Annotated in this window: 21 protein-coding genes; 12 read left to right on the forward strand and 9 right to left on the reverse strand. The window is 40.1% G+C overall.

Going from position 1 to position 20,724, the window contains the following annotated elements:
* Nucleotides 1-66 precede the first annotated feature (66 nt).
* The 6 genes from nusB to KTR07_RS00520 all read left to right on the forward strand — a co-directional run bounded on the left by nusB (nucleotide 67) and on the right by KTR07_RS00520 (nucleotide 3,919).
* Nucleotides 67-993 (forward strand): transcription antitermination factor NusB, encoded by a 927-nt coding sequence (gene nusB / locus KTR07_RS00495; protein WP_008760339.1) that lies wholly within the window; start codon nucleotides 67-69, stop codon nucleotides 991-993.
* 40 nt (nucleotides 994-1,033) lie between these two features.
* Nucleotides 1,034-1,351, forward strand: a complete 318-nt coding sequence (gene yajC / locus KTR07_RS00500) for a preprotein translocase subunit YajC (RefSeq protein WP_008764747.1) — start codon at nucleotides 1,034-1,036, stop codon at nucleotides 1,349-1,351.
* Nucleotides 1,352-1,372: 21 nt separating this feature from the next.
* Nucleotides 1,373-2,386 (forward strand): CdaR family protein, encoded by a 1,014-nt coding sequence (locus KTR07_RS00505; protein WP_011109340.1) that lies wholly within the window; start codon nucleotides 1,373-1,375, stop codon nucleotides 2,384-2,386.
* Nucleotides 2,376-2,990 (forward strand): dephospho-CoA kinase, encoded by a 615-nt coding sequence (coaE, locus tag KTR07_RS00510; protein WP_008764748.1) that lies wholly within the window; start codon nucleotides 2,376-2,378, stop codon nucleotides 2,988-2,990. The genes KTR07_RS00505 and coaE overlap by 11 nt, the downstream gene beginning before the upstream one ends.
* A gap of 24 nt (nucleotides 2,991-3,014) precedes the next feature.
* Nucleotides 3,015-3,449 (forward strand): DUF5606 domain-containing protein, encoded by a 435-nt coding sequence (locus KTR07_RS00515; RefSeq protein WP_008760341.1) that lies wholly within the window; start codon nucleotides 3,015-3,017, stop codon nucleotides 3,447-3,449.
* A gap of 221 nt (nucleotides 3,450-3,670) precedes the next feature.
* The gene (locus KTR07_RS00520; RefSeq protein WP_008760342.1) at nucleotides 3,671-3,919 is read left to right on the forward strand and encodes a hypothetical protein; all 249 of its coding nucleotides are present in this window, start codon (nucleotides 3,671-3,673) and stop codon (nucleotides 3,917-3,919) included.
* A 58-nt stretch (nucleotides 3,920-3,977) separates the two neighbouring features.
* Here the strand turns inward: KTR07_RS00520 and clpB are convergent, their stop codons facing one another.
* Nucleotides 3,978-6,566: an ATP-dependent chaperone ClpB gene (gene clpB, locus KTR07_RS00525; RefSeq protein ID WP_048697271.1), complete on the reverse strand. Its 2,589-nt coding sequence runs from the start codon at nucleotides 6,564-6,566 to the stop codon at nucleotides 3,978-3,980.
* Nucleotides 6,567-6,789: 223 nt separating this feature from the next.
* Between clpB and KTR07_RS00530 the strand changes: the two genes are divergently transcribed.
* The 4 genes from KTR07_RS00530 to KTR07_RS00545 all read left to right on the forward strand — a co-directional run bounded on the left by KTR07_RS00530 (nucleotide 6,790) and on the right by KTR07_RS00545 (nucleotide 10,134).
* Complete coding sequence (locus KTR07_RS00530; protein WP_048697268.1) at nucleotides 6,790-7,374, forward strand: DUF6621 family protein; 585 nt, start codon at nucleotides 6,790-6,792, stop codon at nucleotides 7,372-7,374.
* A gap of 57 nt (nucleotides 7,375-7,431) precedes the next feature.
* Nucleotides 7,432-8,328 (forward strand): LysR family transcriptional regulator, encoded by an 897-nt coding sequence (locus KTR07_RS00535; protein WP_016268207.1) that lies wholly within the window; start codon nucleotides 7,432-7,434, stop codon nucleotides 8,326-8,328.
* A gap of 321 nt (nucleotides 8,329-8,649) precedes the next feature.
* Nucleotides 8,650-9,024, forward strand: a complete 375-nt coding sequence (locus KTR07_RS00540) for a YccF domain-containing protein (protein WP_008760346.1) — start codon at nucleotides 8,650-8,652, stop codon at nucleotides 9,022-9,024.
* Between the two features lie 117 nt (nucleotides 9,025-9,141).
* Nucleotides 9,142-10,134 (forward strand): YeiH family protein, encoded by a 993-nt coding sequence (locus KTR07_RS00545; RefSeq protein ID WP_048697265.1) that lies wholly within the window; start codon nucleotides 9,142-9,144, stop codon nucleotides 10,132-10,134.
* Nucleotides 10,135-10,282: 148 nt separating this feature from the next.
* On the opposite strand, the gene recA is transcribed toward KTR07_RS00545, so the two are convergent.
* From recA to KTR07_RS00565, 4 genes are all read right to left on the reverse strand, one after another.
* Nucleotides 10,283-11,317: a recombinase RecA gene (gene recA, locus KTR07_RS00550; RefSeq protein ID WP_008760348.1), complete on the reverse strand. Its 1,035-nt coding sequence runs from the start codon at nucleotides 11,315-11,317 to the stop codon at nucleotides 10,283-10,285.
* Nucleotides 11,318-11,341: 24 nt separating this feature from the next.
* Nucleotides 11,342-11,797: a thioredoxin-dependent thiol peroxidase gene (gene bcp, locus KTR07_RS00555; protein ID WP_008760349.1), complete on the reverse strand. Its 456-nt coding sequence runs from the start codon at nucleotides 11,795-11,797 to the stop codon at nucleotides 11,342-11,344.
* 14 nt (nucleotides 11,798-11,811) lie between these two features.
* Entirely contained in the window at nucleotides 11,812-13,005 is a 1,194-nt protein-coding gene (locus KTR07_RS00560) for a saccharopine dehydrogenase family protein (RefSeq protein ID WP_008764762.1), read from the reverse strand.
* A 105-nt stretch (nucleotides 13,006-13,110) separates the two neighbouring features.
* The gene (locus KTR07_RS00565) at nucleotides 13,111-14,394 is read right to left on the reverse strand and encodes a hypothetical protein (protein ID WP_022471159.1); all 1,284 of its coding nucleotides are present in this window, start codon (nucleotides 14,392-14,394) and stop codon (nucleotides 13,111-13,113) included.
* A gap of 145 nt (nucleotides 14,395-14,539) precedes the next feature.
* On the opposite strand from KTR07_RS00565, the gene KTR07_RS00570 reads away from it, so the two are divergent.
* Together KTR07_RS00570 and dnaK are read left to right on the forward strand one after the other, a co-directional pair.
* Nucleotides 14,540-15,328, forward strand: coding sequence for an META domain-containing protein (locus KTR07_RS00570; protein ID WP_008760351.1), 789 nt, complete (start codon nucleotides 14,540-14,542; stop codon nucleotides 15,326-15,328).
* Nucleotides 15,329-15,664: 336 nt separating this feature from the next.
* Nucleotides 15,665-17,581, forward strand: coding sequence for a molecular chaperone DnaK (gene dnaK / locus KTR07_RS00575; RefSeq protein ID WP_008760352.1), 1,917 nt, complete (start codon nucleotides 15,665-15,667; stop codon nucleotides 17,579-17,581).
* 75 nt (nucleotides 17,582-17,656) lie between these two features.
* Here the strand turns inward: dnaK and KTR07_RS00580 are convergent, their stop codons facing one another.
* From KTR07_RS00580 to KTR07_RS28685, 4 genes are all read right to left on the reverse strand, one after another.
* Nucleotides 17,657-18,676 (reverse strand): inorganic phosphate transporter, encoded by a 1,020-nt coding sequence (locus KTR07_RS00580; RefSeq protein WP_022470950.1) that lies wholly within the window; start codon nucleotides 18,674-18,676, stop codon nucleotides 17,657-17,659.
* 16 nt (nucleotides 18,677-18,692) lie between these two features.
* On the reverse strand, nucleotides 18,693-19,340 hold the full coding sequence (locus KTR07_RS00585) for a DUF47 domain-containing protein (protein ID WP_022470951.1): 648 nt from the start codon (nucleotides 19,338-19,340) through the stop codon (nucleotides 18,693-18,695).
* A 79-nt stretch (nucleotides 19,341-19,419) separates the two neighbouring features.
* Nucleotides 19,420-20,061: a DedA family protein gene (locus tag KTR07_RS00590; protein ID WP_011109355.1), complete on the reverse strand. Its 642-nt coding sequence runs from the start codon at nucleotides 20,059-20,061 to the stop codon at nucleotides 19,420-19,422.
* A 150-nt stretch (nucleotides 20,062-20,211) separates the two neighbouring features.
* The gene (locus KTR07_RS28685; protein ID WP_008760356.1) at nucleotides 20,212-20,652 is read right to left on the reverse strand and encodes a hypothetical protein; all 441 of its coding nucleotides are present in this window, start codon (nucleotides 20,650-20,652) and stop codon (nucleotides 20,212-20,214) included.
* Nucleotides 20,653-20,724: the final 72 nt, after the last annotated feature.

Genomic DNA, 20,724 nt, shown 5'->3' on the forward strand with positions numbered 1-20,724 from the left:
TATTTGTGGAAACTCATTAAAAATATCTACTTTTGCAGTTCGATAATAACAGTATTAATTTGAATTATGATCAACAGAGTTCTTATTCGTCTTAAGATTATACAAATAGTGTATGCCTATTACCAAAATGGCAGCAAAAATCTAGACTCAGCGGAGAAAGAGTTATTCTTCAGCCTTTCAAAGGCGTATGACCTTTATAATTATTTGTTAATGCTGATGATGGCATTAACAGAGTATGCACAAAAACGCATTGATGCGGCAAAAGCAAAACTGGCTCCTACTAAAGAAGAGTTGTATCCCAACACAAAGTTTGTGGATAATAAGTTTGTTGCACAGCTGGAGGTGAACAAGCAACTGACCGAGTTTATATCCAATCAGAAGCGAACTTGGGCAAATGATCAGGATTTCGTCAAAGAGCTTTATGAGAAAATAGTAGAAAGCGATATTTATAAAGATTATATGGCTTCCGGTGACAATTCATATGAAGCTGACCGCGAACTGTGGAGAAAACTCTATAAAACATATATATTTAATAATGATTCTCTTGATCAGGTGCTGGAAGACCAGAGTCTGTATTGGAATGATGATAAAGAGATTGTAGATACCTTTGTCTTGAAAACGATTAAGCGTTTTGAAGAAAAGAACGGAGCAAATCAGGAATTACTTCCCGAATTCAAGGATGACGAAGATCAGGAATTTGCACGCCGCTTGTTCCGTCGTACAATTCTGAATGCTGACTATTACCGTCATCTTGTGAGCGAGAATACGAAAAACTGGGATTTGGATCGTATCGCATTTATGGATATTATCATTATGCAGACTGCTTTAGCCGAAATTTTAAGTTTCCCGAACATTCCGGTAAGTGTTTCGTTAAATGAATATGTAGAAATTGCGAAGTTGTATAGCACTGCCAAGAGCGGTAGCTTTATCAACGGAACGCTGGATGGAATAGTTAATCAATTGAAAAAAGAAGGTAAGTTGACTAAAAACTGATACCTTTGTCCATATAGTAGAAACTAAAACTTGATTATTTATGAACTTATTGACTGTATTATTGCAAGCTCCCGCAGCGGGAGGTGGAAGTATGATGTGGATCATGCTGATAGCTATGTTTGTTATCATGTATTTCTTTATGATTCGCCCTCAAAATAAGAAGCAGAAAGAAATTGCTAATTTCCGTAAATCTCTTCAGGTAAACCAGTCGGTAATTACTGCAGGTGGTATCCATGGTACAATCAAAGAGATTACTGATGATTATATAGTACTTGAAATCGCTTCTAACGTGAAGATTAAAATAGATAAGAATTCTATTTTTGCTGATGCTTCGGCTGCCGGCAATCAGTCTAAATAATCTTTAGTAAACAAATACCCTATGCTTGATCGTAGGAAATTAAGATATACATATTTAAGACTATCCAAGAGAATTAAGGATTTCCTGCTTAGTGATAAAAGCAGGGAGTTCTTAATTTTTTTATTTTTTTTCCTGATAGCCAGTGGATTCTGGCTGATTCAGACTCTTAATAATGACTATGAAGCGGAATTCTCTATCCCGGTGAGGATGAAGGATGTCCCTAATAATATTGTGCTCACTTCGGAACCTCCTTCCGAACTTCGCGTCCGGGTAAAAGATAAAGGAACAGTGCTTCTCAATTATATGTTGGGGAAGAGTTTCTTTCCGGTAAATCTGAGTTTCCCTGACTATAAAGGGCAAAATAATCACGTGAAAATCTTTGCCTCTGAGTTTGAAAAGAAGATACTCAGTCAATTGAATGCTTCTTCTAAGATACTTTCAATAAAACCTGATACGTTAGATTATATCTATTCGACAGGCAAGTCCAAATTAGTACCCGTTCATTTTCAAGGAAAAGTGACTGCAGGGCTTCAATATTATGTTTCTGATACCATTTGCAGTCCGGATTCCGTATTGGTATATGCTCCGGCCGGAATTTTGGATACTATAACAACCGCTTATACTCAAGAGGTAAATCTTGAAAATATATCGGATACGATTCGGCAACGGGTTGCCTTGGATAATAAAAAAGGAGTGAAGTTTGTTCCCGCCTCGGTTGAACTGACTTTCCCTGTTGATATTTATACTGAGAAAACCGTGGAGGTGCCGTTACGTGGGATTAACTTCCCGGCAGATAAAGTGCTCCGTGCTTTTCCATCGAAGGTTCAAATTACTTTTCAAGTGGGTTTAAAGCGTTTTCGTAGCATTAAAGCCAGTGATTTTGTGATTAATGTTTCTTATGAGGAACTGCTAAAATTAGGATCGGATAAATATACGGTGAAGTTGAAGTCGGCTCCCCGTGGAATCAATCAAATCCGTATTGTACCCGAGCAAGTTGATTTTCTGATAGAACAAGTTTCTTCCGATGGCTATTAAAATAGGTATTACCGGCGGTATCGGTAGTGGAAAAAGTGTAGTTTCCAGATTGCTGGAGATTATGGGAATCCCCGTTTATATTTCCGATATTGAGGCGAAGCGTATCACTCATACGAATGATGTGATACGCCGGGAACTTTGCGCCTTGGTCGGACAGGATGTTTTCCTGAATGGAGAATTGAATCGTCCTTTATTAGCATCTTATATATTTGGAAGCCCCGAACATGCGAAAAAAGTGAATGCTGTCATTCATCCGCAGGTGAAAGAAGACTTCAGGCGATGGGTGAAAGGGAAAGGTGATATAGCTATGGTCGGTATGGAATCTGCCATCCTTCTGGAAGCAGGCTTTAAGCAGGAAGTAGACTTTGTAGTAATGGTATATGCACCGTTGGAGGTGAGAGTGGAACGGGCAATTAGGCGTGACTATTCTTCAAGGGAATTGATAATGAAACGTATCGAAGCGCAAATGAGCGATGAGGTTAAGCGGAATCATGCTGATTTTGTAATCGTGAATGACGATGAAACCCCTTTAATTCCGCAGGTTTTGAAGTTTATTTCTTTGCTATCTAAAAATAATCATTACCTTTGCTCCGCAAAAAAATAATTAATAAATAAAAGAATATATACTATGTTGAAGACTATCCTGTCTATCTCCGGTAAACCGGGATTGTACAAACTAATTTCGCAAGGAAAAAATATGTTGATTGTTGAATCAATCAGTGCAGATAAAAAACGTTTCCCCGCTTATGGTAATGAGAAAATTATCTCTTTGGCAGATATAGCAATGTATACAGATGATGCTGAAGTACCTTTGTATGATGTGCTGGAAGCTATGAAGAAAAAAGAAAATACTGCAGTCACCTCCATTGACCCTAAAAAAGCTACTCCGGAGCAGTTACGCGAGTATTTAGGGGAGGTATTGCCTAACTTTGATCGTGAAAGAGTATACGTTGCGGATATTAAGAAATTGATTTCCTGGTATAACATCTTAATTTCGAATGGAATTACAGAATTTAAATCAGAGCCGGAAGCTGAAGAAGAGGTTGCGACTGATGAAAAATAAGTCATGAAACATTGATGGCTTAGATGTATAAATGTAATAAGGAAAGCGTGACAATGTTGCAAGTTGTCACGCTTTTTTGTGTTTTTATATGTCTGCGTAATTAAAGGATCCCCTTTAGTGTTCTTTAAGCAATCTTATGTTTGCATGAATATTTTATTATTTATATAGTAAATAAACATAGTTTTTCTCTATCTTTGTGACTGCTAATATACGCACAAAATATGGATGTAATAACAAATAAAGAGGTAAACGTTTATCTTGATAATGAAAAAGGAACATTGTGCTTAACAGGAATGTTGGTAGGTACAATGGTATTTTTATATGATTCGCAGGGGGAGCTGAAAGAGAAACATAGATTTGCCTTGCCTTCACTCACTTTGGAGATATCCAGAAAAGGTACTTATGTCTTAGTCATGAGCCATCCTAATTGTCAGCCGGAAGTAAGAAGAATTATATATTCAGGAATATAAAAAGCCGATATGCTCACTTGAGAACATACCGGCTATCCTTATAACAACTAACTATAATTTAGTTTCTGAACACTAATCCGTCTCCGTTTGAGTCAACAATGATTGCTTTGCTTCTGTCGACTTCCTGAGACAATAACTTTTTCGACAGATCGTTCAGTAAATAACGCTGGATAGCTCTTTTTACTGGACGGGCTCCAAATTCAGGATCATATCCTACTTGGGATAAGAAAATTAAAGCAGCATCTGTCATTTCCAGTTCAACTCCGTTTTCTGCAAGCATCTTTTGTACACCTTTGATTTGTAAGAGTACAATTTGCCTGATTTCAGTTTCCGTCAGCGGCAGGAACATGATTGTTTCGTCAATACGATTTAGGAATTCCGGACGAATGGTTTTCTTTAGCATATTCATCACTTCCTTCTTCGTTTCTTCGATAACTTCTTCCTTATTCGAACCGCTCAGTTTCTCCATCTGACTTTGTATATAAGAACTTCCCATATTTGAAGTCATGATGATGATGGTGTTTTTGAAGTTGACTACTCTTCCTTTGTTGTCAGTGAGTCGTCCGTCATCCAGTACTTGCAACAGGATATTGAAAACATCCGGATGCGCTTTTTCTATTTCGTCAAACAAAACAACTGAGTAAGGTTTCCGGCGAATGGCTTCTGTCAGCTGGCCACCTTCATCGTATCCAACGTATCCCGGAGGTGCTCCGACCAAACGAGAAACACTATGCTTTTCTTGATACTCGCTCATATCTATACGCGTCATCATCGATTCATCGTCAAAGAGGAATTCCGCCAATGCCTTTGCCAGTTCAGTTTTACCGACACCGGTCGTTCCAAGGAAAATAAAAGAACCGATCGGGCGTTTGGGATCCTGTAATCCGGCACGGCTACGACGTACGGCATCTGCAACCGCTTCAATTGCTTCGTCCTGTCCAATCACTCGTTGATGGAGTTCGTCTTCCAGATGCAATAATTTATCTTTCTCACTTTGCATCATCTTGCTGACAGGGATGCCCGTCCAGCGTGAAACAACGTCAGCGATGTCTTCAGCATCCACTTCTTCTTTGATCATGGCTTTATCGCCTTGCATACCACGAAGTTTCTCCTGCGTATCTTCTATCTCTTTGTCCAGAGCCTGAAGCTTTCCGTAACGGATTTCGGCGACTTTTCCATAGTCTCCTTCACGTTCTGCTTTCTCTGCTTCGAACTTCAGATTCTCGATTTCCACTTTGTTTTGCTGGATTTTATCCATCAGCGTTTTTTCACTTTGCCATTTAGCTTTGAAAGACTTCTCAACTTCTTTTAGTTCGGCCAGTTCTTTGCCGATAATTTCCAGTTTCGGCTTATCATTTTCACGCTTAATGGCTTCACGTTCGATTTCTAACTGTTTGATCTTACGTGAGATTTCATCCAACTCTTCCGGAACAGAATCTACTTCCATACGTAGTTTGGCTGCTGCTTCATCCATCAGGTCGATTGCTTTGTCCGGCAAGAAACGGTCAGTGATGTAACGGCTGCTCAGTTCTACAGCTGCTATGATGGCATCGTCTTTGATACGTACATGATGATGGTTCTCGTAGCGTTCTTTCAATCCACGAAGGATGGAAATGGTACTCAGAGTATCCGGTTCATCTACCTGTACAATCTGGAAACGACGTTCCAATGCTTTGTCTTTTTCGAAATACTTCTGATATTCATCGAGAGTGGTTGCACCGATCGAACGTAGTTCTCCACGTGCCAATGCCGGTTTCAGAATATTTGCAGCATCCATTGCTCCTTCGCCTTTGCCGGCGCCTACCAGTGTATGAATCTCATCAATAAACAAGATTATATCACCTTCTGATTTTTTTACCTCATTGACAACTGATTTTAGTCGTTCTTCGAATTCTCCTTTATATTTTGCTCCTGCAACCAATGCTCCCATATCGAGAGAGTAGACCTGTTTGTTTTTCAGGTTTTCGGGTACGTCTCCCCGGAGGATACGATGTGCCAATCCTTCTACGATAGCTGTCTTACCTGTACCCGGTTCACCAATCAGAATCGGATTGTTCTTAGTTCTACGGCTTAATATTTGCAGTACCCGTCGGATTTCCTCGTCACGTCCGATTACAGGATCCAGCTTGCCGCTGCGGGCGGCTTCGTTCAGATTGATAGCGTATTTCTCCAATGACTGATAGTTGTCTTCACTGGATTGAGAAGTAACTTTTTCTCCTTTTCTGAGTTCATTGATAGCGTTACGCAATTCTTTTTCCGTCATTCCGGCATCTTTCAAGATGGTGGATACGGTACTTTTCACAGTTAGCAAAGCCAGCAGAATATGTTCCAATGAAACAAATTCATCTCCCATTTCTTTAGAATACTGGGTTGCCTTCTGCAATACTTCATTAGATTCTCTACTTAGGTAAGGTTCTCCTCCGGATACTTTAGGCAAAGAATCGATCTGTTTGTCAACGACTAGGGCTACCTGTTGCCCGTTCATTCCTAATTTTTGGAAGATGAAGTTAGTCACATTTTCGCCTACCTTCATTACTCCATGTAGGATATGAGCAGGTTCAATCGCCTGTTGTCCCCGACTTTGTACGAGATTTACGGCCTCCTGTACCGCTTCTTGAGATTTGATGGTAAAATTGTTAAAGTTCATATGGTTGTTCTCCTTTCTTTTTTCATGATTTTAATAACACTTGAAAGGGCTCAAAAGATTTGCCAAGTAGAAAAATATGACAAAATAGCATGATAATAAGAGAGTTAGAAGACAAAATGACGTTTTTCATCTGAATGATACTGACGAATTTGCCGCGAAATGAAGTGAATAAATAAAAGTATTGTAGTATCTTTATCCGCTGTAATCATATTATAAATAAGGTATGAATGATAAACCTCAAATAAAACTGTCTGAAACAGTAGTGTTGATTGATGCTGCTTTCTTGAATTTTGTAATTACAGATATGAAAGGTTACTTTGAAGAGACTTTGCGACGTTCTTTACAGGATATCGACCTTTCTATGTTGACCACTTATCTGACTCTGGATGCCGGAATCACGGAAGGGAAAAATGAAATACAATTTCTTTTTGTTTACGATAAAGAGTCCGATCAGCTTGTACATTGCCATCCTTCCGATTTGGTGAAGGAGTTGAATGGAGTCGCTTTTCAGAGTCCTTATGGTGAATATTCATTTGCAAGTGTTCCTTCGGAAGGGATGGTTTCACGTGAAGATTTGTTTTTGGATTTATTGTCTATCGTTGCTGATTCGGCTGATGTGAAAAGGATGATTGTCGTTTCTTTCAATGAAGAATATGGAAAGAAAGTATCCGATGCGTTGCATGAAGTGAAAGGCAAGGAGATTATCCAGTTTCGTATGAATGAGCCTGAAGTGCAGGTAGAGTATAAGTGGGATATGTTGGCATTTCCTGTTATGCAGGCATTAGGAATCAGAGCTGAAGAACTATAGTCCTTGTGTTTAATTCTTGATTTTGAATTTTAATCCTCAAATAACTCAAATAAAAAGGTGTCCGATTTTCGTTTAAAAGTATTTCAGAGCGTAGCGAAGAATCTGAGTTTTACAAAGGCTTCGCAAGAATTGTTTGTCAGCCAGCCTGCTATCACTAAGCATATTCAGGAATTGGAGACTTATTATCAGGCTCGTTTGTTCGAACGTCAGGGGAGTAAAATCTCATTGACTGTTGCCGGTGAATTACTGCTGAAGCATAGCGAAAAGATTTTAGATGATTACAAGCGGCTTGAATATGAAATGCATTTGTTGCATAACGAGTATATTGGAGAGTTGAAACTGGGAGCTAGCACGACGATTGCTCAATATGTTCTGCCCCCTTTATTGGCTCATTTTATTGCGAAGTTTCCACAAGTCAATCTTTCCGTCCTTAATGGAAACTCTCGGGGAGTGGAGGTCGCTTTGCAAGAACACCGGATTGAATTGGGATTGGTGGAAGGTATTTTTCGTTTACCTAATCTGAAATATACTCTGTTTTTGCAAGATGAACTGGTTGCGGTAGTGCATGTGAACAGTAAACTAAATATTCAGGAGGAGATAACACCTGCAGAATTGCCGGATATCCCTTTGGTTTTGCGTGAAAGAGGTTCGGGGACGTTGGATGTATTTGAACGAGCCCTGTCGCAACACAATCTGAAGCTGTCTTCTTTGAATGTTCTGATGTATCTTGGTGGTACGGAGAGTATCAAGCTCTTTTTGGAACATACTGATTGTATGGGAATTGTTTCTATCCGGTCGGTGCATAAAGAACTTGTGGCCGGCACTTTACGGGTAGTTGAGATAAAAGGGATGCCAATGTTGCGCGAATTTAATTTTGTGCAGCTACAAGGGCAGGAGGGAGGATTATCTCAAGTTTTTATGCGCTTTGCGGGGCATCATAGCAAGAACTTGTAGGTGTTGCTTCTTTTCATGCGAATCATATCCCAACTGCAGGGCTACCTCATGATGTGGTGAAACTGTATCTCTTGGCAGAGCAGATAGATTTTCACTATCTACTAAAAAAATAAAAAAAGATTTAGTCTCTCATCATTTCTCAGTAAAAAGGGATAGTATTTGATCTGCAAGGAAACGAAGGTATAGCCATTGAACGTATCATTTTGCATAAAGCTTCGATGAAATAGTAAAAGAGAAAGTTTATAAAAAAGCCATTTAAATTCTCATATTTCTTCTGTATCTTTGTATAGTCGAATGTGGAAAATAACTAATACTATATATATGGGTTGTTTTATGAACTTATTGTGGTTGCTGCTTGGTGGTATCTTTACTGCAGTGGAGTACCTTATTTCAAGTCTGCTGATGATGTTTACGATCGTAGGTATTCCTTTTGGTATACAGACGTTAAAGTTAGCCGGACTTGCTTTATGGCCTTTCGGTAAAGAGGTGAGAAGTGGCAGGCGTTCGAGTGGATGTCTTTATATACTGATGAATATTCTGTGGTTATTTTTGGGTGGCATTTGGATTTGTCTGTCACATTTGGCTTTCGGAATTGTTCTGTGTATAACCATTATCGGTATTCCTTTTGGTTTGCAGCACTTTAAGTTGGCTGCGTTAGCATTATCACCATTTGGAAAGGACATCGTAGGAGCATAATGTAACAATAAGAGAAGTGGCTATAACAAAAAGTTATAATACATAATTAGAAACAATTGGGTTGTCTTGATTGTTTGCCGTACCTTTGCACCCGCAAAATTATAAAAAGATAAAAAAATGATTTCAAGCGCTACAAAAACGTTGCAAACCAACAACAAGACAATTTACGTTGCAATACTTTCTACTTTAACTTTTTTCTTATTTTTAGATTATATTCCTGGTTTACAAGCATGGTCCGCATGGGTGACTCCTCCAGTAGCTTTGTTTCTCGGACTTATTTTCGCATTAACCTGCGGACAGGCACATCCCAAATTTAATAAAAAGACATCTAAATATTTGCTGCAATATTCTGTAGTAGGATTGGGATTCGGTATGAATCTTCAGTCGGCTTTAGCATCTGGTAAAGAAGGGATGGAGTTCACTGTTATTTCTGTGGTAGGCACGTTGCTCATCGGCTGGTTTATTGGTCGTAAAATCTTCAAGATAGACAGAAATACTTCCTATCTGATTAGTTCGGGAACTGCTATCTGTGGTGGTAGTGCTATTGCGGCAGTAGGGCCGGTGCTGAGGGCCAAAGACAGTGAAATGTCTGTGGCATTGGGAACGATCTTTATTCTGAATGCTATTGCGCTTTTTATCTTCCCGGCTATCGGACATGCTTTGGATATGACCGAACATCAGTTTGGCACATGGGCTGCCATTGCTATTCATGATACCAGTTCTGTGGTGGGAGCAGGTGCTGCTTATGGTGAAGAAGCACTGAAGGTTGCTACAACTATCAAGTTGACCCGTGCTCTTTGGATCATACCAATGGCATTCGCCACTTCTTTTATATTTAAAAGTAAAGGACAGAAGATAAGTATTCCTTGGTTTATTTTCTTCTTTATTCTGGCTATGATTGCGAATACATATTTACTGAATGGCGTGCCACAGTTGGGTGCTGCCATCAATGGAATTGCACGCAAGACATTAACTATTACCATGTTTTTTATAGGCGCTTCCCTTTCTTTGGATGTTCTAAGATCTGTCGGTGTCAAACCTTTGATCCAAGGCGTTTTGTTATGGGTAGTTATTAGTTTAAGTACATTAGCCTATATCTATTTCATATAAAAAGTGAAAGAAATGTCCCCTATCTGAATTCTCACAGTACAAATTCAGATAGGGGACATTTTTATGTTTAAGCTAAAAATAAGCTGTCTCAAAACATCGGATGAGACAGCTTATATTATTTATTCTTAGTTGAATCGGTTGAAACAACTTATTTTTTATTCAAGGCTTCGAAGATCAATCCTTCCAGTTCTTCAGCAAGTTCGGGATTATCTTTGATACATACCTTGGCTGCATCACGTCCTTGACCAAGTTTAGTGTCATTGTAGCTATACCATGAACCGCTCTTTTTGATGATTCCCAGTTCTGCGCCCAAATCGATGATTTCTCCGGAGTGAGAAATACCTTCACCAAACATGATGTCAAATTCTGCTTTGCGGAAAGGAGGTGCTACTTTGTTCTTCACCACTTTCACCTTAGTCAGTTTACCAAGAACTTCTTCACCGTCTTTGATTGGCTGGCTACCACGGATATCTATACGTACAGAAGCATAGAACTTCAATGCGTTACCACCTGTCGTTGTTTCCGGATTACCGAACATGACGCCAATCTTTTCACGGAGCTGGTTGATAAAGATACAAGTCGTACGTGTTTTGCTGACTGTACCGGTCAATTTACGCAAAGCCTGTGACATCAGACGTGCCTGCAAACCTACCTTATTGTCACCCATGTCGCCTTCAATTTCTGCTTTCGGAGTTAATGCTGCTACGGAGTCAATAACAATAATATCAATAGCGGAAGAACGGATTAACTGTTCGGCTATTTCCAAGGCCTGCTCTCCATTGTCCGGTTGAGAAATCCAGAGATTGTCTACATCCACGCCTAATTTCGCTGCATAAAAACGGTCGAAGGCATGTTCGGCATCAATAAAAGCGGCGATACCACCGGCTTTTTGTGCTTCGGCAATGGCGTGAATAGCCAGAGTCGTTTTACCGGAAGATTCCGGACCATAGATTTCGATGATTCTTCCCCTAGGATATCCTCCTACGCCAAGTGCCACGTTTAAAGCAATGGAGCCGGTAGGAATCACTTCCACTTGTTCAACACTATCATCACCCATTTTCATGATAGAACCTTTACCGAAGTTCTTTTCTATCTTTTCCATGGTAGCCTGTAAGGCTTTCAGTTTTTCGCTTGATGCCATTTTATTATCTGTTTCAAAATTAAGTTCGTCTTTCTTTGCCATACCTTATTCTTATAATTAATGGATTTATTGATTTAAAATCTGTGAGGCATGCTCTTTGGTTTTCACTTCTTTGGGAGTGATAATCCGTTCTATGATTCCTTCTTCATTGATCAGGAAAGTAGTGCGGAAGGTTCCCATATAGGCACGTCCATACAGCTTTTTCTCTCCCCATACACCAAATTCTTCTACCAACTTTTTGTCCGTATCGGCTATCAGTGTAAAAGGAAGATTATTCTTATCGATGAATTTTTGGTGCGACTTCTCGCTGTCTACGCTGACACCAATTACTTCGTAACCGGCTTTACGCAGTTCGGAATAGTTGTCGCGCAGACTGCATGCCTGTGCCGTGCACCCCGATGTACTGTCTTTCGGATAGAAATACAGTACTATCTTTTTTCCTTTATAAGCACTTAGGCGGATCTCTTCACCTTTTTCATTGATACCTAATACTTCCGGTGCTTTATCTCCTATATTCTTCATTCTGACTCGTTCTATTATAGTTCCAGATCTTTATCAAACACTTCATGCCAAGGCAGTCCCTGCTTATTGAGCTGTTCCATGAACGGATCCGGATTAAATTCTTCTACATTGTTTACACCCGGACGTTGCCATTCGCCTTTGAAGAACATCATGGCACCGATCATAGCCGGAACACCGGTAGTGTAGCTGACTCCCTGCATACCTGTTTCCTTGTAAGCTTCCTGATGGCTGCAGTTGTTGTAGACATAGTAAGTACGTTCTTTTCCGTCTTTGATGCCACGGATACGGCAACCGATAGAGGTTTCACCTTCATAGTTCTCACCTAAATCCTGTGGGTTAGGCAATACTGCTTTCAAGAATTGTAATGGTACGATTTTAGTTCCGTTATAATCAACTTCATCGATACGGGCCATGCCGATATTCTGAATCACGCGTAAGTGAGTCAGATATTCTTGTCCGAAAGTCATCCAGAAACGGGCACGCTTGATAGTCGGGAAATGCTTGACCAACGATTCCAGTTCTTCATGATAAAGAAGATAGGAATCACGTGGACCAATATTAGGATAAGTCAGATCTTTGTGGATTTCCAGCGGACCGGTTGTCACCCATTGACCATTCTCGTAATAACGTCCGTTCTGAGTAATTTCGCGGATATTGATTTCCGGATTAAAATTGGTGGCAAATGCTTTATGATGATTTCCTGCATTACAGTCTACGATATCCAGATATTGGATTTCGTCGAAATAATGTTTGGCTGCATAGGCTGTGTAGATTCCACTGACTCCCGGATCGAAACCGCAACCAAGAATGGCAGTCAGACCTGCTTCCTTGAAACGGTCGTGGTAAGCCCATTGCCAGCTGTATTCAAAATGAGCTTCATCTTTCGGCTCATAGTTGGCTGTATCCAGGTAGTTGACACCCGCCTTCAGACAGGCTTCCATAATGGTAAGATCCTGATAAGGAAGAGCAACGTTGATTACCATTTCCGGCTTAAAGTCATTGAATAAAGCTACCAGTTCATCTACATTATCCGCATCCACTTTGGCGGTTTTTATATTGGGATTGCCTATAGCTTTGACGATATTATCGCATTTCTCCTTTGTACGGCTGGCAATCATGATGTCTGTGAATACATCGGCATTTTGTGCCACTTTGTGTGCTACGACAGTACCAACACCGCCTGCACCGATAATAAGAACTCTACCCATTTCTTTTAATTAATAAATTATAAATCAAAAATTAAGATTTTAGAATTGTTAGCTTGGCAAATATACGTGATTATTTTCAGATAATCACCGCGTCGCTACTCCTTTTTATTTGAAACGTTGCAAGATGCCACTCTCAAATTCCAGCGTTTTTCCGTTGTAGAACCAAGTTTCGAAACGACTGTCTTTTTTTAATTGTATTTCTACAGGATCACCTATTGACAGACGACATTCGTCGGTGTTCATACCTTCTTCCAAATCACCCTGTGCGATGATTGCCCAACGTTTATCTGTGATAGCCGGATACTTCTGATGGATGTCTCCAAATCCGAAAAGGTCTTCAATATAATTCTCGTTTTTGACGATAACGTCATATTTCAGGTCAACCTCTGTTTCATAAAGTGATCCATGCCGATCCTCCAGTGAGAGGATAACCAGACTTCCCGGACCGGAGATTTTTACTTCTTTTATTTTCAAAACAGTGTAGCGAGGCAAATGTATGCGGTTTTCCATTTGCTTGTTTTCAAGGTTGAAGACTCTTTTTACAGCCAATGTCCGTTTCGGATAGACGGTCAGATCAATATATTTGTCTTTCAAGGTTTCCAGATTTCCGGACTTTTTGCTACTGAAACTGATGGCGTTGGAAAAATATCTCATTTTCTTTTCAGCTTGGAAATCGCTCACGTCCATACCGGAATTAGTGCGGGAAAGAGCTACTTCCAGATAATAGGAATGTCCCTGCGAATCCTGAAATATGATTTTCACGGGATATGCCTGACTGCCAACTCCTATGGCGGTAATGGTTGCTTCGGTGTTGACCGGAATAGACACTTCCCTATATCCGGAGTAACTATTGGCATCGTCCACCTGTGCCATATCGGACTGAACATATATCTTTCTACCTGTCAGTAAATCTTTTGCCGTGTCTACATCTTTCAGATTAACTAATCCGTTGATATAGGCACGGGGATTCTTTTCGCAAATTTCATCCGGACGTGTATTTTTAATCTCATAATAATATTTTTCTCCGTCACATTCGAAGATGAGTCGAGTGGAATAGCTCATGTCATTTGATAGTTTTTGAGATTTTTCTTCATATCCGGCGAAAGTAAGAATCTTGTGTTTCAAAACGCTGTTATCTGCCCCTTTTTCTGTCTCATACACCGAAAGAGTGGGGAGGAACATGTCACGTCCGGATGGAATAAACATGAATTTCATTCCGGATGTCCATTTACATAAAAGTTGCAGTGGGAAGTTCTCTTTTATGAACTGTTCTTCTTCACTTAGAGGATCCTCCTGATTGGGAATAGTAGTGACAAGATAATCATTTTGCGCTGTGATATGAGAGGTACCACAACCAAGCAGGATTAGAAATAGGACGATTGTTCTCATATTTATTTACTTTAGATGAACTATGTAATCTTATTGTTTGTTTTATAGATAATGGCAAATGTATGTATTTTATATCGCATTAGATGGTATTTCCCAATCTTTTTGATATCTTTGCCCCCGATTTTAACTTAAACGTTATAACAAAATGAAGAAAGTATTCGTTTCAATTTGCATTGCCAGCACAGTACTTGCAATGTTTTCATGCCGTTCGGTTGAGAAGGCAGTCCCATTGGCTTCAATCAATGGTGAGTGGAATATTATAGAAGTTAACGGCTCGAAAGTAACTCCGGGCGAAAGCAGAACCCTTCCCTTTATTACTTTTGATACAGCGACCGGAAGAGTATCCGGTAACAGTGGATGCAACCGTATGATGGGTAGCTTTGACGTGAATGCCAAGCCGGGCAGCATGGAGCTTAAGGGAATGGCTAGCACCAGAATGATGTGTCCGGACATGACTACCGAGAGAAATGTGTTAGGTGCGCTTGCACAGGTGAAAGGGTATAAGAAAGCCGGTAAGGATAAAATGTTTCTTTGCAATGAGTCCAATCGTCCGGTTGTAGTTCTTGAAAAAAAGGAGGCTGACGTGAAACTATCAGTATTGAACGGAGAATGGAAAATAAAGGAAGTGAATGGTGAAGCAATTCCTTCGGGAATGGAAAAGCAACCTTTCATTGCTTTTGATGTGAAAAAGAAAACACTTCATGGCAATGCCGGATGTAACTTGATTAATGGTGGTTTTGAAACTAGCACTACTAATGCTAAATCAATCTCTTTCCCTGGGGTGGCTAGCACAATGATGGCTTGCCCTGATATGGAAGTGGAAGGTAAGATTCTGAAAGCAATGAATGAAGTGAAGTCGTTCGATAAACTTTCCGGTGGCGGAATCGGTTTGTATGACGCAAATAATGCATTGGTGATTGTACTTGAAAAGTAAGATATACGTATTATATTAAATAGGTATGCCTGTGTCACACATAACGATACAGGCATATTTTTTATTCCTTTATGATCTATTCTTTAGCTTTATTGAACCAGAGCCGTTTCCATTTGTTTAATGAGTCGATAGCTGTCTGGCTTCTATGTGACTTGACAGCAGTCATTTCGATTTAAAACTGTCGTTTTGGCAGAAAATATGTCACGTATTCGTCCGATTTCTTTTTGGCACATGGTTTGTTTTTTAATCAGCGTCCGTTTGAAAGCCCTTACAAAGAGAAAGAAAACAACCGGACAAAAAGAAATTGAATAATAATAAATAAAAAGAATAACGATCATGGGAAAAATTATTGGTATTGACTTAGGAACAACAAACTCTTGTGTTGCCGTATTTGAGGGCAACGAACCTGTAGTAATTGCAAACAGTGAAGGTAAGCGTACAACTCCTTCTGTGGTTGCATTTGTAGATGGCGGCGAGCGTAAAGTAGGTGATCCTGCTAAACGTCAGGCTATTACTAACCCGACACGTACGATCTTCTCTATCAAACGTTTTATGGGTGAAAACTGGGACCAGGTACAGAAAGAGGTTACACGTGTTCCTTATAAAGTAGTGAAAGGTGACAACAACACTCCGCGTGTAGATATTGACGGTCGTCTGTACACTCCGCAAGAAATCTCTGCAATGATTCTTCAGAAGATGAAGAAGACTGCTGAAGATTATCTGGGACAAGAAGTTACAGAAGCTGTTATCACCGTTCCTGCATATTTCTCCGACTCTCAACGTCAGGCTACTAAAGAAGCCGGACAGATTGCAGGTCTGGAAGTAAAACGTATTGTTAACGAACCGACAGCTGCAGCTCTTGCATACGGTCTGGACAAGGCTCACAAAGATATGAAGATTGCTGTATTCGACCTTGGTGGTGGTACTTTTGATATCTCTATCCTCGAATTTGGTGGTGGTGTATTCGAAGTCCTTTCTACTAACGGTGATACTCACTTGGGTGGTGATGACTTCGACCAGGTAATCATCAACTGGCTGGTACAGGAATTCAAAAATGACGAAGGTGCTGACTTGACTCAGGACCCGATGGCTTTGCAGCGTCTGAAAGAAGCTGCTGAAAAGGCTAAGATTGAACTTTCTTCTTCAACAAGCACAGAAATCAACTTGCCGTACATTATGCCGGTAAACGGTGTGCCCAAGCACTTGGTGAAGACTTTGACTCGTGCAAAATTCGAATCATTGGCTCACGGATTGATTCAGGCTTGTCTGGAACCATGTAAGAAAGCAATGAGCGATGCTGGTTTGAGCAACTCTGATATTGATGAAGTAATCCTTGTAGGTGGTTCTTCCCGTATTCCTGCCGTACAGAAACTGGTAGAAGATTTCTTCGGAAAGACTCCTTCTAAAGGTGTGAACCCGGATGAAGTAGTAGCTGTTGGTGCTGCTGTACAGGGTGCTGTTTTGACAGACGAAATCAAAGGTGTGGTGTTGTTGGATGTTACTCCGTTGTCAATGGGTATTGAAACACTGGGTGGTGTGATGACGAAATTGATTGATGCTAATACAACAATTCCGGCTCGTAAGAGTGAGACCTTCTCTACTGCTGCCGACAATCAGAGTGAAGTAACTATTCATGTATTGCAGGGAGAACGTCCGATGGCTGCTCAGAATAAGTCAATTGGTCAGTTCAACTTGTCAGGTATCGCTCCGGCTCGTCGTGGTGTTCCTCAGATTGAGGTTACATTCGATATCGATGCTAACGGTATCTTGAAAGTATCTGCTAAGGATAAGGCTACAGGTAAAGAACAGGCAATCCGTATCGAAGCTTCCAGCGGTTTGAGCAAGGAAGAAATCGAAAAGATGAAGGCTGAAGCTGAAGCTAATGCAGAAGCAGACAAGAAAGAACGTGAAAAGATTGATAAGCTGAACCAGGCCGACAGCGTAATTTTCCAGACAGAAAATCAGTTGAAGGAATTGGGTGATAAGTTGCCTGCTGATAAGAAAGCTCCAATTGAAGCTGCTTTGCAGAAACTGAAAGATGCTCATAAGTCTCAGGATTTAGCTGCTATTGATACGGCTATGGCAGAAATCAATACTGTTTTCCAGGCTGCAAGTGCTGAAATGTACGCTCAAGGCGGAGCTCAGGGTGGTGCACAGGCTGGTCCTGATATGAATGCAGGTCAGAATGCTGGTCAGGATAGTAGCAAGCATGGTGACAATGTTCAGGATGCAGACTTCGAGGAAGTGAAGTAAGATTAGCTGAATTAGTATATATAAAAAGGTGTGTCAGAAAAAGTTCTGATACACCTTTTTTATTTGAAACTGAATTTATTTCAGGAACAGAGAAACTACACTATAAATACATGCAGCTAGGAGTCCACTGACAGGAATAGTAAGTACCCATGCAGTCATGAGGCTTTTAGTTACTCCCCAGCGAACAGCAGATAAACGTTTGGTTGCTCCGACCCCGATAATTGCTCCGGTGATCGTATGAGTCGTACTTACAGGAATTTTCAGCATTTCGGTGATATAAAGTGTAAAAGCACCTGCGGTTTCGGCAACCATACCTTCCAATGGTGTGACTTTAGTGATTCTGGTTCCCATCGTTTTTACGATTTTCCATCCTCCGGACACCGTTCCCAGTGAGATAGCAGTAAAACAGGAGAACGCTACCCAGTCCGGTAGATCAGAAATACTGTTTATTCCCATTCCCAGACCCATAGAGTGGGCAGCTATCATTGCAGCGGCAATGATACCCATTACCTTCTGCGAGTCATTCAGACCATGTCCTACACTGAACATGGCGGAAGAAACCAACTGTAATCTCTTGAACCACATTTCAGCGGTATGCGGATTTGCACGTCGGCAGATGTAAAGCACAAGTAGAGTAAATCCGAAAGCGATAACCATACCGATAAATGGAGCCAGGAAGATAAAAGCGGCAATCTTAAGAATGATATTGAGCTGAATAGCTTCAAAGCCGTTTGCCATGATAGCAGCTCCTGCAAAACCACCTATAAGCGTATGGGAGGAAGAAGACGGAATACCCTTCCACCAGGTAATCAGATTCCATGAAATAGCAGCAATAATGCCCGCCAGGATAATAGGTAGCGTGATGTATTGTTCAACGACTGTCTTTGACACAGTGTTTGCTATGCCAAAGCCACCTATAATGTATTTGGCTATGAAGAACGCAACGAAGTTAAAGAATGCTGCCCACAATACCGCCTGAAAAGGAGTCAGTACTTTAGTCGATACGATGGTAGCGATCGAGTTTGCTGCGTCATGAAAGCCGTTGATATAATCGAATATCAGAGCTAGTATAATGATAGTCACTAATAATTCCATGTGTCTTGCTCTGCTTTTATGAATACTTTACGATCAGGTTTTTTAATATTTTCCCTACATGTTCTGCTGCATCGGTTGTCTTTTCCAGCTCATGCATGATCTCTTTAATTTTAATCAGTTCGATACAGTCTTTTTCTTCTTCAAAGAGTTTGGTGATAAAAAGCTCGTATACGTCATCTGCCTGATTTTCTATATCGTGTAATTGGGTACAATAGTTGCGCAATGGCTTTGGATTTTTGCGGAAAGTCTCCAGTTCATCCATGGCTTTACCTATATTGATAGCCTCCTCGTGAATCAGACGGCTCAATTCTTTTCCACTTTCGGAAATAGGGCGGGGATTATAGATAACAATGCGCTTGGCGCTACTGTTGATTCCGTCGATAACATCATCCATGCAGGAAGCCAGATCGTGAATATCTTCACGGTCGAAGGGAGTGATGAATGTCGTACTTAACTCGTCAAAGATTAAATGAGTCAATCTGTCACCTTCACGTTCCATGTCTTTAATTTGTTTGTAGTAATCTGCTCTTTCTGTGGGCAGATCATGTTCCAGACTTTCAACAAGTAGAACGGATGAGGCAGATAAAACATCTGATAACTGCTTCAGTAGAGGAAAGAACTTTGGTTCTTTGGGCGTAAATTTACTAAAAAAAGAATTTTTCATAAATATGAGTACATTAAATTGTTTTTGAGATGTTTAATTTGATGGCCGTTGTTATTAATAAACAAATGAATAAAGTTTTTTATTGCTTCGATCCTAACTTCGCTCGTAATATTTCTATTATTGCAGGCAATATTGAAATAAATATAATAGCGATAATCAAGAGTTTAAGATTTTCCTGTACGAACGGCAGATCGCCAAAGAAGTAGCCTGCATAGCAAAATAAAACTACCCATATAGCTCCACCTATCAAATTGTAGATCATAAAATAATAGTAATGCATTTTTCCCATTCCGGCTATAAATGGAGCAAAAGTGCGGACGATAGGCACAAAGCGGGCGAGAATAATCGTTTTCCCACCATATTTTTTATAAAATTCATGCGTTTTATCAAGATAACTTTGTTTGAATATCCTGGAGTTGGGATTATGAAAAAGTTTGCGTCCGAAAAAATGTCCGATCATGTAGTTGCAGGAGTCACCTAATACGGCTGCTGCAAATAAGATTAAAACAAGAATATGGATATCGATCGGCATACCGGGTAATGCGGAAATGGCTCCTGCAACGAAAAGTAAAGAATCACCAGGAAGAAAGGGAGTGACTACAAGCCCGGTTTCGCAAAATATAATGATGAATAGGATAGCATATGCCCAAGTATGGTAATCCTGCACTATATTAATCATGTATTGATCAATGTGGAGAATAAAGTCTAATATAAATTCCATTATATATCAAGTTATTAATATGTAAAAGTGAAATCGTATGCATATTCCCGGCAATGGAAAAGACTCTTCTTGCTTTCTTGCCTTGAATATAAAGAGATAAAATGGGCATGAAGATACACTCATCTCATCCCATAGAAGGAAAAGAGATATTTAAATAAGTATTCGTCCTAGTGTATAGACGTAATATCTATATGAGAATTTGGTGAGATTTGTGTAGTAGGGGAGACCAGTCCATTTTTCTTTCGGAAATTGATATTTTAAGGAACTTAGTATCCGAATTGTAACGGAAGAAACGTTGAATCTTAGAATTTTGGAAAGAGAAGTGGTACGGGATAAAAGTGAGTTTCCTAAAATACCATCGGCAATGTTGCAATCATATTTTCCATCATATTTCCCTTCTTGGAAGGAGTTGTTTTCTTTACCGGATTGTTTGACTACAGCTTTGGATCGGTAACTCTGTGACTTATTATGGGATTGTATAGTGGTAGTACCGGCCTCTGTCCGGAACTCCTGTAATTCTTTATCGGGCACTAAATTGCATCCCCATATCAGAAATATACCAAATAATATACAGAAAATGTATTTCGCCATAACAGTCGCAAATGTAGAAACTATTTTTATAAGAAATACATATTCGAAAGTATAATTAACAATTAGATTTGG

Origin of the sequence: Bacteroides sp. MSK.20.82 (assembly GCF_019052485.1) — a bacterium.
GTDB classification, from domain to species: domain Bacteria; phylum Bacteroidota; class Bacteroidia; order Bacteroidales; family Bacteroidaceae; genus Bacteroides; species Bacteroides thetaiotaomicron.